This window comes from Lentzea sp. NPDC004782, from assembly GCF_040609115.1.
GTDB lineage: Bacteria > Actinomycetota > Actinomycetes > Mycobacteriales > Pseudonocardiaceae > Lentzea.
Window position 1 is genome coordinate 1 of record NZ_JBEXJN010000088.1, and the last position, 16,005, is coordinate 16,005.

At 70.0% G+C, this 16,005-nt stretch carries 17 protein-coding genes; 9 read left to right on the plus strand and 8 right to left on the minus strand.

All coding sequences use genetic code 11. The features are described 5' to 3' along the window. Nucleotides 1-108 precede the first annotated feature (108 nt). The 3 genes from ABZV40_RS42655 to ABZV40_RS42665 all read right to left on the minus strand — a co-directional run bounded on the left by ABZV40_RS42655 (nucleotide 109) and on the right by ABZV40_RS42665 (nucleotide 3,563). Nucleotides 109-1,134 carry a hemolysin family protein gene (locus tag ABZV40_RS42655; RefSeq protein WP_355455338.1) on the minus strand — a complete coding sequence of 342 codons (1,026 nt, stop codon included), beginning with the start codon at nucleotides 1,132-1,134 and terminating at the stop codon, nucleotides 109-111. Beyond that, complete coding sequence (locus ABZV40_RS42660) at nucleotides 1,131-2,438, minus strand: hemolysin family protein (protein ID WP_355455340.1); 1,308 nt, start codon at nucleotides 2,436-2,438, stop codon at nucleotides 1,131-1,133. Before ABZV40_RS42660 ends, ABZV40_RS42655 begins: the two co-directional genes overlap by 4 nt. Nucleotides 2,439-2,546: 108 nt before the next feature. Continuing rightward, nucleotides 2,547-3,563 carry a LacI family DNA-binding transcriptional regulator gene (locus tag ABZV40_RS42665; protein WP_355455342.1) on the minus strand — a complete coding sequence of 339 codons (1,017 nt, stop codon included), beginning with the start codon at nucleotides 3,561-3,563 and terminating at the stop codon, nucleotides 2,547-2,549. Nucleotides 3,564-3,685: 122 nt separating this feature from the next. On the opposite strand from ABZV40_RS42665, the gene ABZV40_RS42670 reads away from it, so the two are divergent. The 3 genes from ABZV40_RS42670 to ABZV40_RS42680 are packed head-to-tail and all read left to right on the plus strand — an operon-like array spanning nucleotide 3,686 to nucleotide 6,643. Continuing rightward, the gene (locus tag ABZV40_RS42670; protein ID WP_355455344.1) at nucleotides 3,686-4,828 is read left to right on the plus strand and encodes a Gfo/Idh/MocA family oxidoreductase; all 1,143 of its coding nucleotides are present in this window, start codon (nucleotides 3,686-3,688) and stop codon (nucleotides 4,826-4,828) included. Then, a complete protein-coding gene (locus tag ABZV40_RS42675; protein ID WP_355455346.1) occupies nucleotides 4,821-5,855 on the plus strand; it encodes a dihydrodipicolinate synthase family protein in 1,035 nt (344 codons plus the stop codon). The genes ABZV40_RS42670 and ABZV40_RS42675 overlap by 8 nt, the downstream gene beginning before the upstream one ends. Further along, nucleotides 5,828-6,643, plus strand: coding sequence for a sugar phosphate isomerase/epimerase (locus tag ABZV40_RS42680; protein ID WP_355455348.1), 816 nt, complete (start codon nucleotides 5,828-5,830; stop codon nucleotides 6,641-6,643). Before ABZV40_RS42675 ends, ABZV40_RS42680 begins: the two co-directional genes overlap by 28 nt. A gap of 113 nt (nucleotides 6,644-6,756) precedes the next feature. Here the strand turns inward: ABZV40_RS42680 and ABZV40_RS42685 are convergent, their stop codons facing one another. Next, nucleotides 6,757-7,791 (minus strand): serine hydrolase, encoded by a 1,035-nt coding sequence (locus tag ABZV40_RS42685; RefSeq protein WP_355455350.1) that lies wholly within the window; start codon nucleotides 7,789-7,791, stop codon nucleotides 6,757-6,759. A 50-nt stretch (nucleotides 7,792-7,841) separates the two neighbouring features. Between ABZV40_RS42685 and ABZV40_RS42690 the strand changes: the two genes are divergently transcribed. Both ABZV40_RS42690 and ABZV40_RS42695 read left to right on the plus strand, forming a co-directional pair. After that, nucleotides 7,842-8,525 (plus strand): SDR family NAD(P)-dependent oxidoreductase, encoded by a 684-nt coding sequence (locus ABZV40_RS42690; protein WP_355455390.1) that lies wholly within the window; start codon nucleotides 7,842-7,844, stop codon nucleotides 8,523-8,525. 48 nt (nucleotides 8,526-8,573) lie between these two features. Continuing rightward, a complete protein-coding gene (locus ABZV40_RS42695) occupies nucleotides 8,574-9,179 on the plus strand; it encodes a hypothetical protein (protein ID WP_355455352.1) in 606 nt (201 codons plus the stop codon). On the opposite strand, the gene ABZV40_RS42700 is transcribed toward ABZV40_RS42695, so the two are convergent. Continuing rightward, nucleotides 9,166-9,591 carry a MarR family transcriptional regulator gene (locus ABZV40_RS42700; RefSeq protein ID WP_355455354.1) on the minus strand — a complete coding sequence of 142 codons (426 nt, stop codon included), beginning with the start codon at nucleotides 9,589-9,591 and terminating at the stop codon, nucleotides 9,166-9,168. The genes ABZV40_RS42695 and ABZV40_RS42700 overlap by 14 nt on opposite strands. Before the next feature lie 83 nt (nucleotides 9,592-9,674). Here ABZV40_RS42700 and ABZV40_RS42705 point away from each other — a divergent pair, with 83 nt between their 5' ends. Further along, nucleotides 9,675-10,547: a hypothetical protein gene (locus ABZV40_RS42705; RefSeq protein WP_355455356.1), complete on the plus strand. Its 873-nt coding sequence runs from the start codon at nucleotides 9,675-9,677 to the stop codon at nucleotides 10,545-10,547. Here the strand turns inward: ABZV40_RS42705 and ABZV40_RS42710 are convergent. The 3 genes from ABZV40_RS42710 to ABZV40_RS42720 form a co-directional block, all read right to left on the minus strand. Then, entirely contained in the window at nucleotides 10,531-11,334 is an 804-nt protein-coding gene (locus tag ABZV40_RS42710; RefSeq protein WP_355455358.1) for an alpha/beta fold hydrolase, read from the minus strand. The genes ABZV40_RS42705 and ABZV40_RS42710 overlap by 17 nt on opposite strands. Nucleotides 11,335-11,469: 135 nt before the next feature. Beyond that, entirely contained in the window at nucleotides 11,470-11,901 is a 432-nt protein-coding gene (locus tag ABZV40_RS42715) for a cupin domain-containing protein (protein ID WP_355455360.1), read from the minus strand. Beyond that, nucleotides 11,898-13,382, minus strand: coding sequence for a GGDEF domain-containing protein (locus tag ABZV40_RS42720; protein ID WP_355455362.1), 1,485 nt, complete (start codon nucleotides 13,380-13,382; stop codon nucleotides 11,898-11,900). Before ABZV40_RS42720 ends, ABZV40_RS42715 begins: the two co-directional genes overlap by 4 nt. A gap of 145 nt (nucleotides 13,383-13,527) precedes the next feature. Here ABZV40_RS42720 and ruvC point away from each other — a divergent pair, with 145 nt between their 5' ends. The 3 genes from ruvC (at nucleotide 13,528) to ruvB (ending at nucleotide 15,924) form a co-directional block, all read left to right on the plus strand. Beyond that, the gene (gene ruvC, locus ABZV40_RS42725) at nucleotides 13,528-14,097 is read left to right on the plus strand and encodes a crossover junction endodeoxyribonuclease RuvC (RefSeq protein ID WP_355455364.1); all 570 of its coding nucleotides are present in this window, start codon (nucleotides 13,528-13,530) and stop codon (nucleotides 14,095-14,097) included. A gap of 235 nt (nucleotides 14,098-14,332) precedes the next feature. Continuing rightward, a complete protein-coding gene (ruvA, locus tag ABZV40_RS42730; protein ID WP_355455366.1) occupies nucleotides 14,333-14,914 on the plus strand; it encodes a Holliday junction branch migration protein RuvA in 582 nt (193 codons plus the stop codon). After that, nucleotides 14,911-15,924, plus strand: a complete 1,014-nt coding sequence (gene ruvB / locus ABZV40_RS42735) for a Holliday junction branch migration DNA helicase RuvB (RefSeq protein WP_355455368.1) — start codon at nucleotides 14,911-14,913, stop codon at nucleotides 15,922-15,924. Before ruvA ends, ruvB begins: the two co-directional genes overlap by 4 nt. Nucleotides 15,925-16,005 lie beyond the last annotated feature (81 nt).

Here is a 16,005-nt window from a genome sequence, read left to right on the forward strand (position 1 = left end):
TGCGCCCCCCCCCCCCGGAGTCGTCTTCCACCCCCACCACCCCCACCCCCTTCTCCACCTCCCCCCCCACCCCCCCCCCCCGACGGGGCGCGCGTTGGCCGCCCGCCACTACACCCAGCGCACGTGCGTGCCGTCGCGCACGGTGCCCACGTACTCCTCGACCAGGTCCTCCAACGCCACCACGCCGCGCACGGAACCGTCAGCGGACACCGCGCGCGCGAGGTGTGACTGCGCGCGGCGCAACGCGGCCAGCGCCTCGTCCAGGCGGGCGTCCACGGGCACCTCGGGCAGCCCGCGCACCCGAGCGCGCGGCACGAGGGTCGACGCGCCCTCCAGGTCCAGCACGTCCTTGACGTGCAGATATCCGATCAGCCCGGCTTCCGACAGCACCGGGAACCGCGAGAACCCGGTGGCGGCGACGGCGGCCTCGATCTCGCCCACGGTCGGCGAGGCCGACACGGTCGTCAGCCGGTCCAGCGGCACCAGGACGTCCGCGACCGTGCGTTCGGCGGACGACAGGGTCTGCGCGAGACGACGGTGCTCGGAGTCCTCCAGCAGCCCCTCGGACCGGGACTGGCCGATCAGCAACGCCAGGTCGTCGGGCGTGTAGGCCGACTCCAGCTCTTCCACGGGTTCGACGCCGACCCGGCGCAGCACCCACCGGCCCACCGCGGTGAACAGGGTCAGCGCGGGCGCGATCATCCGCGAGAACGCGTAGTGGACGGGAACCAGCCACACCGCGGCCCGCTCCGGACCGGCGATGGCGAGGTTCTTCGGCACCATCTCGCCCAGGATCGTGTGCAGCGCGACGACGATGACCAACGCCGCCGCGAACGCCACACCGTGCACCACGGCCGACGGCAGCCCAACGGCGCCGAGGGGCCCCTCCAGCACGGACGCCAGCGCGGGTTCGGCGATCGCGCCCAGCCCCAGCGAGCACAGCGTGATGCCCAGCTGGGCGCCCGCGATCAGCAACGGCAGCTGCTGTGACGCCTTGATCGCGGTGCGGGCGCGCGAGGATCCCCTGTCCGCCAACGCTTCCAGCCGGTCACGTCGCGCGGTGATCACCGCGAACTCGGCGCCGACGAAGAAGGCGTTGCCCGCCAGCAGCAACAGAACGACGAGGAAGTTCACGACGACACCACCCGCAACTCGGCCACGCGGTGGCGGTCCATCCTCATCACGGTCACCCTCCAGCCGTCGACGCGGATCTCGTCGCCGACGTCGGGAATGCGCCCCAGCCGGGCCAGCACCAGCCCGGCCAGCGTCTCGTAGTCGCCCTCGGGCATGCGGAACCCGGTCGCCTCGGCCACCTCGTCGTCGCGCAGCAGGCCCGACACGAGCCAGCTGTCCTTGCCCAGCGACCGCACCGGCGGCGCCTCGCCCCGGTCGTGCTCGTCGCGCACGTCGCCGACGATCTCCTCGACGACGTCCTCCAGCGTCACCATGCCGGCGGTGCCGCCGTACTCGTCCACGACCAGCGCCGTCTGCAGGCCGGATGCCCGCAACCGGTCCAGCAGCGCGTCGCCCTCCAGCGTCTCCGGCACCGAGTGCACCGGCCGCGTGAGAGCCGAGAGAGGAGTCGTCCCGCGCAGAGCGGCGGGCACGGCGAACGCCTGCTTGACGTGCACCATCCCGCGCACCTCGTCCAACGAGCCGTCGTGCACCGGGAACCGCGAGAAGCCCGTCTCGCGAGCCTTCCGCACGAGGTCCGCGACCGTCGCGTCGGCCCGCAACGCCTCCACCCGCACGCGTGGCGTCATCAGCTCGCCGGCCGTCCGGTCGCCGAACCGCAGCGACCGGTCCAGCAGCACCGCGGTGCCCTGGTCCAGCGTGCCGTGCTCGGCGGACGTGCGGACGAGCGCGCCCAGCTCCTCTGGCGAACGGGCGGACGCCAGTTCCTCGACCGGCTCCACGCCCAGGCGTCGGACCAGCCAGTTCGCCGAGTTGTTCATCCAGTTGATCAACCAGCGGAAGACCGTGGAGAACGCCGACTGGATGCCCACGACCAGCCGCGCGGTCTCCAGCGGCTTCGCGATCGCCAGGTTCTTCGGGACCAGCTCGCCGAACACCATCGACAACGCCGTGGCGATCGCCAGCGCGAGTGCCAGCGACACCCCGGCGGCGAGCGCGCGCGGCACGCCCAGACCGGCGAGCCCCGGCTCGATCAGCGCGGCGATCGCGGGCTGCGCGATGTACCCGGTGATCAGCGTGGTCAGCGTGATGGCGAGCTGGGCGCCGGAGAGCTGGAAGGACAACGTGCGGTGCGCGCGGTCGATGGTCCGCGCCTTCGCGTCACCGATCTCGGCGACGTGCCGCTCGACCGTGCTGCGTTCCAGCGCGGTCAGCGAGAACTCCGCCGCCACCGCGATGAAGGTGCCCGCGGTCAGCGCCACGACGGCGAGCAGACCGAGCACGCTGAGAAGGACTCCGGTCACCGGCGTGCTCCAGCAGAGCAGGGGACCGGGCAACTATGCCAGCCAGGGCCAGACCCCATGGGGACGGCTCAACTCCTCGTGACTAAGTACGTGAACAGCCGGATGAGTCTAATTGTGAGCAGTCGAGGCCCTCAGCACCACCTCGCCCGCCACCCGAACGGTGCGGGCCTCGTCACCGCCCGCGTCCAGCACGAGACCTGCGGCGATCTCGCCCATCTCCTCCAGCGGCAGCCGTACGGTCGACAACGCCGGAACCGTGTCGCGCAGCGTCGGGATGTCGTCGAACCCGGCGATCGACATGTCCTCGGGCACCCGCACGCCACGTTCGCGCAGCGCCGCCATGGCGCCCATCGCCATCACGTCGGTCACGGCGAACACGCAGGTGGCGCGGGATTTCGACGCCAGCAGCTCCAGCGCCGCCTCGTACCCGCCGTCACGCGTGAACGCGCCGTTGATCACCGTCGGCGGTGCGACACCCGCGTCGGAGAGGCCCGCTTTGAACCCGGCGAGCCGGTCGCGTGCCACCACGAGATCGGAAGGTCCACCCAGAACGGCGAACTTCTTGTGCCCGAGCGCGGTCAGCTCACGCGCCAGCGCCCGGCCGCCCGCCCGGTTGCCGGGCACGACCGTGTCGGTGCCGAGCTTGGCCTGCGACACGCAGGCGACCCGGCCGCCCTGTTCGGTGAAGGCCTCGATCTCGGCGGCCAGCCGCGACTGCGACGCACGGTCCGTCGTGCGCGAACCGGCCAGAACGACCGCACGCGCCCGGTGCGCGCGCAACGTGGACAGCAGCTCCACCTCGCGCTCGGGACGGCGACCGGTCGTGCCGAGCACGACGACGAGCCCGGCCTCCTCGGCCACCCGCGTCACGCCCGCCGCGATGCACGAGAAGTACGGGTCGGTGATGTCGTGGACCACCAGCCCCACGAGTGAGCTGGAGTTGCGGGCCAGCGCCTGCGCGGACGCGTTCGGCACGTAACCGAGCTGCTCCGCGGTGCGCAGGACGCGGTCGCTCAGCTCCTCGCTGACCTGTCGCGTGCTGCCGTTGAGCACGCGCGAGGCGGTCGCCAGCGACACACCCGCCTGCCTGGCCACCTCGGCGAGCGTCACCTGTCGTGCGGACACGACCACCTCCGTCAACGTGCATGTGAGCGCTGAGACTAACTCGCGAGGAGGTTGACGGCCGTCAAGTACCGCGATTAGCGTGGCGGGAAAGCGCTTTCCAGCGCTGCTACCAGGGAGGTGCGATGGCGGTTCGGACCATTGGAGTGGCGGTCAACGGCGTCACCGGGCGGATGGGTTACCGCCAGCACCTGGTCCGGTCCCTCCTCCCGTTGCGCGAGGAGGGCGTGCGGCTGCCGGACGGGACCGTGATCAAGGTCGAACCGGTGCTCGTGGGGCGCAACGCCGACAAGCTCAAGGAGATCGCGGAACGGCACGACCTCGCGCGCTGGACCACGGACCTCGACGCGGCGCTGGCCGACCCGTCGGTCGAGATCTACTTCGACTCGCAGGTCACCTCGAAGCACGTCGAGTCGATCACCAAGGCGCTGGAGGCGGGCAAGCACGTCTACACCGAGAAGCCGGTCTCCGAAACGGTCGGGGAAGCGCTTCAGCTGGCCCGCCTCGCCGACGAGAAAGGCCTCAGGCACGGTGTCGTGGCGGACAAGCTGTACCTGCCCGGCATCCGCAAGCTCAAGCGGTTGATCGACGGCGGCTTCTTCGGCCGGGTCCTCAGCGTGCGCGGCGAGTTCGGCTACTGGGTCTTCGAGGGCGACTGGCAGCCCGCGCAGCGCCCGAGCTGGAACTACCGGGCGGAGGACGGCGGCGGCATCGTCTCGGACATGTTCTGCCACTGGAGCTACCTGCTGCACAACCTCTTTGGTCGCGTGGAGGCCGTCACCGCGAAAGCCGTGACGCACATTCCGACGCGCTGGGACGAGCAGAACAACGAATACGCGGCGACCGCGGACGACGCGGCCTACGGCATCTTCGAGATTGAAAACGGTGTCATCGCGCAGATCAACTCGTCGTGGTGCGTGCGGGTGCGCCGCGACGAGCTCGTCGAGTTCCAAGTGGACGGCACCGAGGGCAGCGCGGTCGCCGGTCTGCGCGAGTGCTTCGTGCAGCCCCGCGCCGTGACGCCGAAGCCGGTGTGGAACCCGGATCTGCCGGTCACGCACCCGTTCCGCGACCAGTGGCAGCAGGTGCCGGACAACGAGGACTTCGACAACGGCTTCAAGGTGCAGTGGGCGGAGTTCCTACGGCACGTCTACCAGGGCACGCCGTTCCCGCACGACTTCCGCGCGGGCGCACGGGGTGTCGCGCTGGCGGCCGCCGGTCTGCAGTCCTCTTCGGAGGGTCGGCGGGTGGAGATCGAGGATGTCTAGCCAAGATCGATATGACCGCATCGTGTTCGCCGCGGCACACGTCGTGGCGAAGGACGAGCGCACGGTCGACTGGGACGCGACGCTGAAGTTCCGGCACCACCTGTGGTCGCACGGCCTGGGCGTCGCCGAGGCGATGGACACGGCGCAGCGCGGCATGGGCCTGGACTGGCCGGCCGCCGCCGAGCTGATCCGCCGCAGCGCCGCCGAGAAGGCCGGGCGGATCTGCGCGGGCGTCGCCACCGACCACCTCACCGGCGAGGTCGGCCTGGACGACGTGCTGAAGGCGTACCTGGAACAGCTCGACGTCGTGCAGCAGGCGGGCGCGCAGCCCGTGCTGATGTGCTCACGCCAGCTCGCGGCGTGTGCGCGTGGACCGGAGGACTACCAGAAGGTCTACGGCACGCTGCTCGACAACGTCAGCGAACCGGTGGTCCTGCACTGGCTCGGCACCGCGTTCGACCCGGCGCTGGCGGGTTACTGGGGTGCCGCGGAGGTCGACGAGGCCACCGGCAACTTCCTCGCGATCATCGCCGAACGGCCGGACAAGGTCGACGGCGTGAAGGTGTCGCTGCTCGACGCCGACCACGAGATCGGCCTGCGCCGCAGGCTGCCGGCCGGGGTTCGCTGCTACACCGGCGACGACTTCAACTACCCGGAGCTGATCGCGGGCGACTCGGAAGGCCACAGCGACGCGCTGCTCGGCATTTTCGACCCGATCGCCCCGGTGGCCGCGAAGGCGTTGCGCAAGCTCGCTGAAGGTGACACCGACGAGTTCCACCGGATCATGGCGCCGACGGTGCCGTTGTCGCGCCACCTGTTCAGCACGCCGACCTACTACTACAAGACCGGCGTGGTGTTCCTCGCGTGGCTGGCCGGGCACCAGGACCGGTTCCTGCTGCTCGACGGCCTGGAGACCGCGCGCAGCGTCGAGCACCTGGCCGAGGCGAAACGGCTCGCGGAGATCGCGGGCGTGATCGAACCGGAGTTCGCGGAACGGCGGTGGCAGCAGTGGCTCGCCTCTCGCTGAACCAGGCGACGATCAAGCGCGCGACGGTCGCCGAGGCCGTCGAGGGCTGTGTGCGGCACGGGATCGAGTCGATCGGGCTGTGGCGCGAACCGGTGGCCGACCACGGCCTGGAACGCACCGCGAAGCTCGTCGCGGACGCCGGCCTGCGGGTGTCGTCGTTGTGCCGCGGCGGGTTCCTGACCGCGGTCGACAACCGCGCCGCCCTGGACGACAACCGGCGTGCGATCGAGGAAGCCGCGACGCTGCGCACCGACACGCTGGTCATGGTCGTCGGCGGCGTGGCGGGCGACAAGGACCTCATCGGCGCACGTCAACGGGTCGCGGACGCGATCGCCGAACTGTCCGCCGAGGCGAAATCGGCGGGCGTCACGCTTGCGCTGGAACCGATGCACCCGGTGTTCTGCGCGGATCGCGGCGTGTTGTCGACGTTGGCGCAGGCGCTCGACATCGCCGAAAAACACGAGTCGGTCGGTGTCGTCGTGGACGCGCTCCACGTGTGGTGGGACCCGGATCTCGACGCGCAGATCGTGCGCGCGGGGCAGCGGATCGCGTCGTACCAGGTGTGCGACTGGCTCACGCCGGTGCCGGCGGACGTACTGCTGGGCCGGGGTTATCCGGGCGACGGCGATATCGACCTCGACCGCCTGACCAGGCACGTTGCCGCGACGGGCTATGCGGGGGACGTCGAGGTGGAGGTCTTCAACGCCGGCATCTGGGCGGCGGACTTCGACGAGGTCATCGCAGAGGTTTCACGCAGGTACCACGCCATTGTGGAACCGGCGCTGTAGACAACGCGGGGAAGCCGGTCGTCGACGGCGGCGACGACCGACCCCGGCGTTGGTTATGTATATATCCGAAAACCAGCGGTCTTTGGTCCAGTTTTGGAGATGAATCTCGAAAATCAGCCGCCGTTGAAGAACGTGTAAACCTTTGCACGATGTTTCGGCTTCGTCGTCGTGATCTTGATGACCGCGTCGAACATCGACCGGCCGAGCTCGGCACGAGCTGCGATGGCCGGGTGCGTGGTGCTGAAGTCCTGGTCGTTCTGCGCCTTGTCGCCGGCGAACGTGCCGGACGCGAACATCGAGTAGATCAGGATTGCCCGATTGTCCTCGCTGAACATGATCCCGGCTTCGTTTCGGCCGTCCTCGAACCAGCCGGCCTTCGTCGCGACGCGCAGCCGCTCGTTCGTCGTCAGGTTCAGCCGCACGCCGTCGGTGAAGCTCGACGTCGACCGGAGGATGTTCAGCAGGTAGGCGGTCGACGCGGCGGACAGCAGCTGGCCGTCGACCAGCTTCTGCAGCAGCGTGTGCGTCTCGCGCGGGGTCGTGGTGCCGAGGTAGAACCGGTTCGGGTTCGCGACCGGCACGACCTTCGTGTGCACGAAACCCTTGTCCCGCAGGATCTGGTTCAGCTCCAGCGCCGGCACGACCAGGCCGCACAGGCGCACGGCGGTGTTGTCCGAGACCGTGAGCAGGTTCGCGAGAGCGTGACCAACGGTGACCTCGCTGGGGTACGCGCCGTCGAGCGCGAAGATCCCGTCGGTGTCCTGGATGACGATGCTCGCCGACACCGTGACCGTCTGGTCGAGCCTGATCAGCCCGCGGTCCACCTTGTCCAGCACGGCGACCGCGACGGCGACCTTGTTGACGCTGTAGGCCTCGACGACCTTGTCCGCGTCCTCCTCGACGGCGGCCTTCGTGGTGCCGTCGAGGTCGGCGATCGTGATCAGCGACGACCAGGTGCCCCGGGCCCGGCGAACCTGTCGCCGGTAGATCTGCGCCACGCGTTTGCGTGACCGGTCCGCGGTGGTCGGGGAACGTTCGATCTCGACCTCCGCGTCTTCCTGCGCCTGGGCTGCACCGGTGGAACCGAGCACTGCCGTCGCGGCCGCGACGGTTCCCAGCCCGAACACCGACCTGCGGTTCAAAGTCATGCGGGACATCAAAACAGGCGGCACTGACACTTCCCTGACTAGGGTTGCGGATCATGGAACACGTCTTCGTGGTGACCGGGGCGTCCCGCGGCATCGGGGCGGCGACCGCCGCTTTGGCAGCCGACGCGGGATACCGCGTGGTCAGGGCTTCGCGGTCGGCGCAAGAAGCTGTCGGCGACCGCGGCTGGGACGCGAAATGCGACGTTTCCTCGTGGGCTTCCGTGCAGGACCTCATGGCGCGCGTCGAATCCCGGTGGGGCCGGATCGACGTCGTCTTCGCCAACGCGGGCGTTTCCGTCGACACCTCCTTCACCACGTCCGCCGGCGCCGAGCCGGAGGAGTGGACGGACATGGTGGTGACGAACGTGTGCGGGCCCGCGTTCACGGCCCGTGCGGCCATGCCCGCGCTGATCCGCTCCGGCGGCCACCTCGTGCTGACCGGCTCGGCCGCCGGGCGCGGCGTGCGGCCCGGCAACCTGTACTCCGCGACCAAGTGGGCGATCACCGGTCTGGCACAGGGAATCCGGGCCGAGGCGGTGGGCACCGGCGTGCGGGTCACCGTGGTCCAACCTGGACTCGTCGACACGGAGGCCATTCCGGCGTCACGGGCGGACGAACCCAAACTCGCGCCGGAGGACGTGGGCAGGGCGGTGCTGTACGCGGTCTCGCAACCGTCCACGGTGGACGTCAACGAAATCCTGATCCGGCCCACCGGTCAGGCCGCGCACCGCTGAGACGCGTCATCCGTCCGTCCGGTGTGGACCTCGTGAGGAGATGGGATCTTGACACGCGTCGTGCTCTTCGCCGCCGGTGGTGGCGGCGACCCGGAGCGTCACCGGCCGCTGCTGGACGCCTTGGCGGACAGGGGTTTGCCGGTCATCGCACCCCGATTCGACCGCCTGCTGCCCCAGGCCGCCACCGAGGAGTTGCTGGTGCGGCCGCGCGGGTTGGTCGAGGCGCTGGGCGACACCGGTGCCGAGGTCGTCGTGATCGGCCACTCGATCGGTGCCTGGGCCGCGCTGTGCCTGGCGGGCGCGGTGCCGTGGGGGCGTGACGGCCGGCCGATCGAGGTGCCGCGCGAGCCCGGGGTCTCCCGGCTGGTGCTGTTCGCGCCCGCTGCCGGGTGGTTCGCGGCGCCTGGCGCGTTGGACGCGGTCGGCGTGCCGATGCTCGTGTTCGCCGGGTCGGCCGACGTCGTGACGCCGGTGTCGCAGGCCGAACTGCTGCGCGGGGCGGCCGGTCCGGTCGACCTGCGGGTGGTGCCCGGTGCGGGGCACTTCAGCTTCATGCACGTGCTTCCGCCCGGCGTGGCGGAGGATCCGGCGTTCGACCGCGCGGGTTTCCTCGCGGAGATGGTCGAGGAGACCGTCGAGTTCAGTCTGAGCTGAGCACTTCCGCACACCGCTGCAGGAGCGCGCGCAGCTGCGTGCGCTCCTGGGCCGTGAACGCGTCCGCCAGCTTCTGCTCCACCGCGACCGCGCCCTTGTCCGCCTCGCGGAACTTCGCGTAGCCGGCCTCGGTCAGCCGGTTCTCCAGGACGTTGCGCTGCCACTGGTGCGGTGTGCGTTCCACGAGCCCCATGGCGACCAGGTTCTGCAGGATCGTCGTCATGGTCTGCGGCGTGACCAGGCACAACCGGGCCAGCTCCGCCGCGGGGGCGCCGGGGTGGTCGCTCAGCGCGAGCAGGGCCGAGTACTGCGGCACCGTCAGGCCCGCCGGCTTCACCGCCGCCGCCTTCGCGGTCATCAGCTCCAGCTCGGCGCGCTTGATGTCTCCGCCGATCCGATCACCGCTCCGCATCCGTTCATCGTAGAAGTGTGGTAAGAGTATTGATAGATATCAGAACTCTGATAGCTATCAGTGCTCTTACTGAAGGGAACGACATGCGCATCGCGCTTGCTGTCATGGCGGCGTTGTTGCTGCTCACGGGCACGGCTTCGGCCACGCCCCGGCACATCTCGGGCGTGTCGCCGTCGCTGCACCCCGAGGGCGTGCAGTGGGACCCGACCCGCGGGCAGTTCCTGGTCAGCTCCGTGCGTCACGGCACGGTGTCGCTGGTCAGCTCGTCCGGCCAGGTCCGGCCGCTGGTCACGGACACGAAGATGGTGTCGACGTTCGGCATCCAGGTGGACCGCGGCCGGGTGCTCGTCGCGTACGGGGACATCGGCCTGGGCGAACGCTCGGTGCCCGGCCAGTCCGGGCTGGGGATCTTCGACCTGCGCACCGGGCGTGCGCTGAAGTTCGTCGACGTCCCGAACGGCGCCAACGACGTGGCGGTCGACCCGTTCGGCAACGCCTACGTCACCGGCCCGGCGGGCGACACCGTCTGGCAGGTCTCGCTCTCGGGCGAGGTCTCGGCGTTCGCCTCGGACCCGCGGCTCGCCGCGACCATCGGCAACAACGGAATCGTCTGGGACCCCAGGGGATTCCTCGTCACCGGCAACTACACGAACGGCACGCTGCTCAAGGTGACCCGCGGCCACGTGGAGCAGCTGCCCGCGCCGGCGCTGATCGGTGCCGACGGCCTGACGCTCACGCCGCAGGGCCTCGTCGTGGTGACGAACAGCCTCGGCGCGCCGGGGAAGAACGCCGTCACCGTGCTCGACACCCGCACGTGGCAGGTGAAGTCGCAGCGTTCGTGGCCGACTTCGCCGACCACGGCGGCTCGCACGCCGCACGGCACCTACGTGGTGAGCGGCCGCCTCGACGTGCTGCTGAAGGGCGGCACGTCCGACGAGTTCAGCCTCGACCGATGAACTCGACGAGCAGCCGGTTGACCTCGTCCGGCCGCTCCAGGTAGCCGATGTGCCCGCAGCCGGCGACCTCGACGTAGCGGGCACCGGGGATCGCGTCCGCCACCTCGCGGGACAGGCGAGGTGGCAGGACGAGGTCGTCCGCGAAGCCGACGACCAGCGACCGCACCGAAATGCGGCGGTAGGCGTCGAGGCGCGACCCGTAGTCGCTCAACGCGAGCTGCGCGCGCAGGCCGGGCCCCAGCGACGGGCCCGAGAACTCGTACATCTGCAACCAGTCGCGGGCGACCGCCGGATCGGCCAGCGTGGCGGGGGAGAGGTTCCTGGTCACCGACGCCGCCGCGTAGAACTGCACCGGCAGCTCGACGCCCTTGTCGTAGACGTCCATCAGGCTCCGCGACCAGGCCTGCTGCACCGGTTCGGGACGACCGGCGGTCGCCATCAGCACCGCGCTGCGCACCAGGCCGGGGCGGGCCAGCGCCAGCTCCTGCGTGACGCGGGCGCCCAGCGACGTGCCGACCACGTGGGCCGGGCCGCCGAGGTGCTCGATCAGCGCGGCGGTGTCGGCGACCATGTCGTCGATCGTGAAGCCGTCCGCGCACTCCGACGACGGCCGGATGCCGCGGTTGTCGAAGTACGCGACCCGGTAGCCCGCCTGGACGAGCGCGGGCACCTGGTAGGTGCGCCAGACCCGGCCGGGGCTGCCGGTGCCCATGACCAGCACGACGAGATCGCCGGAGCCCTCGGTCTGGACGTTCAGCTCGATGCCGTTGAGCGGGACAAGCGCCATGCTCAAGATCCTAAGCACCTTGTCTGCCGGGCCGTTACGTGGATGAAGGGCGCCTTCATCCACACCAGGTGGAGGAAGGCGCCCTTCATCCACCTCACCGGACGGCGAATGGGAACACGACTTCCGGCCACCTGCTCAGAAGCGACAGAGTGGTCTGATCTCCGCGGCGTGAGACGGGTAACGCGCGCACAGGTCGTCCGCGTGTCCGAACGACACGATGTCGTCGGTGTACGGCGGCACCACCACCGTGCCCACCAACGACCAGTCACCCGCGGGCGCGCTGCCCTGCCACACGCCCGCCGGCACGACGACCTGCGGGTTGGACGCGGACAGCAGCGGCCGAGTGACCGAACCGTCCGGGTGCAGCAGCAGCATCTGCAACGGCGACCCGGCGTGGAAGTGGTAGATCTCCAGGTGCTTCAGCACGTGCATGCCGGAGAAGTCGGGCCTGCGCAGCAGGTACGCGATCGCGGACACCTCGTCGGACCGGTGGGTCTGCGCGAAGAAACCGCCCTCGACGGGGAGTTCCTGCAGGCCGAGCTCGCTGATCAACTGCTCTGGGGTCACGTCATCTCCGGAAGCGGTGAACCGTGCACGACGACCATGCCCTTGCCGAGCCGTTTCGCCGTGTACATCGCGGCGTCCGCGGCACCGAGCACGTCGTCGGCCGCAACGGACGGGTCGTGCGAAAACCGTTGTGCCACACCGATGCTGGCGTGCAAGTGGTGGATCCTGCCGTGCACCTCGTGCGGGTGCGCCAGTGCGGCCAGCAGCCGGGCGCCGATCTCGTCGGCGTCGCCGCCGTCGACCAGCACGCCGAACTCGTCGCCACCCAGTCGTGCCACCGTGTCCTCGGGCCGGACGCTGTGCTGCAGCCGTGCCGCGACGTTGCGCAGCACGATGTCGCCCTCGGCGTGCCCGTAGTTGTCGTTGACCGCCTTGAAACCGTCGACATCGATGAACAACAGGATCAACGGCCGTGTGCGCTCACGGTCCCCCAGCGCGCGCTCCAGCCGTTCGCGGAACAACGAGCGGTTCGCGACACCGGTCAACGGGTCGTGCGTCGCTTCGTGGCGCAACTGTTCGCGGCTCACCCGAAGCTGGTCCACCAGCCGGACGTTGTCCATCAACGTGAGGAGCTGCCGCACGATCACGAGACACACGACGGCGAGACCGACGTAGATCTCGATAGGGTTGAGGCGGCCGCCCGTCGCGGTGTTCCACAGGATGAACAGACCGGTGATCGCGAGCGGCAGGTACGGCACGAACAGGTGCAGCAGGTCGGCCGTGCGCATGCGGCCAGACGTCGGTTCGAGGTTGCGCGCCGGGGCGAGCGCGCTGAGGAAGAACAGCGCGGGGCACAGCATGAAGCCGATGTCCGCGGTCGCCGGGATCGCCGTGATGCCTTTGGAGATGTAGTACGCGAACACCCAGCCCGACGACGACTGCGCGACACCGGCCAGTGCCACGAAAAGCATCGGCCACTGACGCACGGACTGATGCGTCCACGACATCACGACGATCGCCACGAGCAGCACGAGGTACGCGGCGGGATGCGCGACCACCGTGGCGAACCCGGGCCCCTCGGTGGCCCACGCGCGGGTCAGCGACTCCAGCGCCGACACCCACGTCAGCACGAACAGCGACCCGATCACGATCAACCCGTCGAGCACCACGACCGCGCGGCTGCGGTAGTTCGGCAGCAGGTCGTCCGCGCGGCGCTTCTGCGCCTCCACGACCACCGCCGCCAGGCACAGGACCGGCACGAGCGTGAACCCGAGCGGCGCGATCGTGGACGTCGGCAGTTGCACACCCAGGATCTGCTGCCCCCAGATCCACGCGGACAACCCGACCGCCAGGCTGGTCATCGCCGCGGTCATCCACCCGTTGCGGCGCCGCGCATAGGCCAGAAGAGCGGCCACGGCGAACACGAGTTGCACGACCTTGTCGATCGCGATGCCGGCCTCGCGGGGCAGGGCCAGCGCCGTGAGGATGGTGACCGCCATGAAGGTGCCGACGCACCCCACAACGAGCCAGAACCTCTTCACCGCGTCTCCCGTGATCGAAGCCCGACCACCGTAGTGATCCCGGCGTGGACTTGTCGAACTGCGTCGAATCGTGTCGGTGCGGGTCCCTCTTCGGTGCACCGGATATGGTTCGAACTGTTGTTCGTTCCGGTCGTGGGGAGCTGTCGTGCGGGTGTTCGGGGTGGACCCCGGTCTGACCAGGTGCGGCTTCGGCGTCGTCGACGGCGGGCCCGGCCGGACTGTGCGCGCGGTCGCCGTCGATGTCCTCCGCACGCCCGTTGACGCACCTTTGTCCGTGCGGCTGCACGAGTTGTACGTCGGCGTCTGCGAATGGCTCGACCGCTACGAGCCACAGGTCGTGGCCATCGAACGGGTCTTCGCGCAGCACAACGTCCGCACCGCGATGGGGGTCGCGCAGGCTTCGGGCGTGGTGGCTCTGGCGGCGGCGCAGCGGAACCTGCCGGTCGAGTTCCACACGCCGTCCGAGGTGAAGGCCGCGGTCACCGGGTCGGGGCGCGCGGACAAGGCGCAGGTGACCCTGATGGTGACCAAGCTGCTCGGGCTGAAGGTGGCGCCGAAGCCCGCGGACGCGGCGGACGCGCTGGCCCTGGCCATCTGCCACCACTGGCGCGCGCCGATGCGGTCGCGGATGGAGGAAGCGCAGGCGCGGGCCGCCGAACTGGCCCGCATCCACAAGGCCCGCCTGGCCGAAGCCGCCCGACGGAGCGGATCATGACCAGCCCCGCTCCCCGATCAACCCAGTTCGCGCGCCCCCCGCTGTGGATGAAGGGCTCCTTCATCCACCTCAGGTCGATGAAGGAGCCCTTCATCGACAACGGCGAGCGGACGGAGCAGCTCATGAGGTGGTACTTGCCGACGCACCCAGCCGGGGCTGCCGGAGAGTACGCGGGGAGCTTTCGTACTGTCGTGAGGTACGCGGGGGCCCCGCGTGCCCGAACCGGAGGAACCAGGTGATCTCGTCACTGCGCGGCCAGGTGCAGCACGTCGGCCTCGACCACGCCGTCGTCGAGGTGGGCGGGGTCGGGTTCGCCGTCCAGATGACGCCGAGCACGCTCGCCACGCTGCGCCGCGGCGAGGAGGCGAGCCTCGCCACCACGCTCGTCGTCCGCGAGGACAGCCTCACGCTGTTCGGGTTCGCCGACGCCGAGGCCCGCGAGCTGTTCGGCCTCCTGCAGACGGTCAGCGGCATCGGTCCGCGGATCGCGCTGGCGACGCTGGCCGTGCTGGAACCGGACAAGCTCCGCCACGCGCTGGCCGAAGGCAACATCACCGTGCTGACGCAGGTGCCGGGCATCGGCAAGAAGGGCGCGGAACGGCTCATCATCGAGCTTCGCGACAAGGTCGGGGCTCTGCCGACGCCGACGATGCCCGCGCACAGCCAGACGCGTGACCACGTCGTCGAGGCGCTGCTCGGGCTCGGGTTCCCGGCCAAAGCCGCGGAGGCCACGGTCGACAGCGTCCTCGCCGAGAACCCCGACCAGTCCACGTCCGCTGTCCTGCGCCGTGCGCTCGCGACCCTGGGGCGCAAGTGACCGAGGACGAGCTCAGCCCCTTCGCCGCGCCGGCCGAGCGCGACCTCGAGACGAGCCTCCGGCCCGCCGACCTGCACGAGTTCGTCGGCCAGCAGCGGGTGCGCGAGCAGCTGGAGCTGGTGCTGCACGGCGCGATGCGGCGGGGGACCGCGCCGGACCACGTGCTGCTCAGCGGTCCTCCCGGGCTGGGCAAGACGTCCCTGGCCATGATCATCGCCAAGGAGCTGAACAGCGCCATCCGCATCACCAGCGGGCCGGCCCTGGAGCGCGCGGGCGACCTGGCCGCGATGCTGTCCAACCTGGTCGAGGGCGACGTCCTGTTCATCGACGAGATCCACCGCATGGCCCGGCCCGCCGAGGAGATGCTGTACCTCGCGATGGAGGACTTCCGCGTCGACGTCGTCGTCGGCAAGGGGCCCGGCGCGACCAGCATCCCGCTCGACATCGCGCCGTTCACGCTGGTCGGAGCCACGACCAGGTCAGGAGCGCTGACCGGGCCGCTCAGGGACCGCTTCGGGTTCACCGGCCACATGGAGTTCTACAGCGCCGACGAGCTGGACCTCATCGTGAAGCGCAGCGCCAAGATCCTCGGCGTCGACCTCCACGACGACGGCGCCATCGAGATCGCGAGCCGGTCCAGGGGCACGCCCCGCATCGCGAACCGGCTGCTGCGCCGGGTCCGCGACTTCGCCGAGGTCAGGGCCGACGGCAGGGTCACGGAGGAGATCGCCAAGCAGGCGCTGGAGGTCTACGACGTCGACGAGCTGGGACTCGACCGGCTCGACCGCGCGGTGTTGAAAGCCCTGGTCAAGAGCTTCAACGGTGGACCGGTCGGGGTGTCGACGCTCGCCGTCGCGGTCGGTGAGGAGCCGACCACGGTGGAAGAGGTGTGCGAACCGTATCTCGTGCGGGCTGGCATGCTGGCCCGTACACCGCGCGGCCGAGTGGCGACGCCTGCCGCGTGGCACCACCTGGGTCTGGAACCGCCCGCCGGTGATCAACTGTGGTGACCTGGCACAATCGGTGAAAGCACCTGGACATATCGGACGTGCGTCGGAGCATGTCCAACTGATCGGAGAATGATGGGCGGC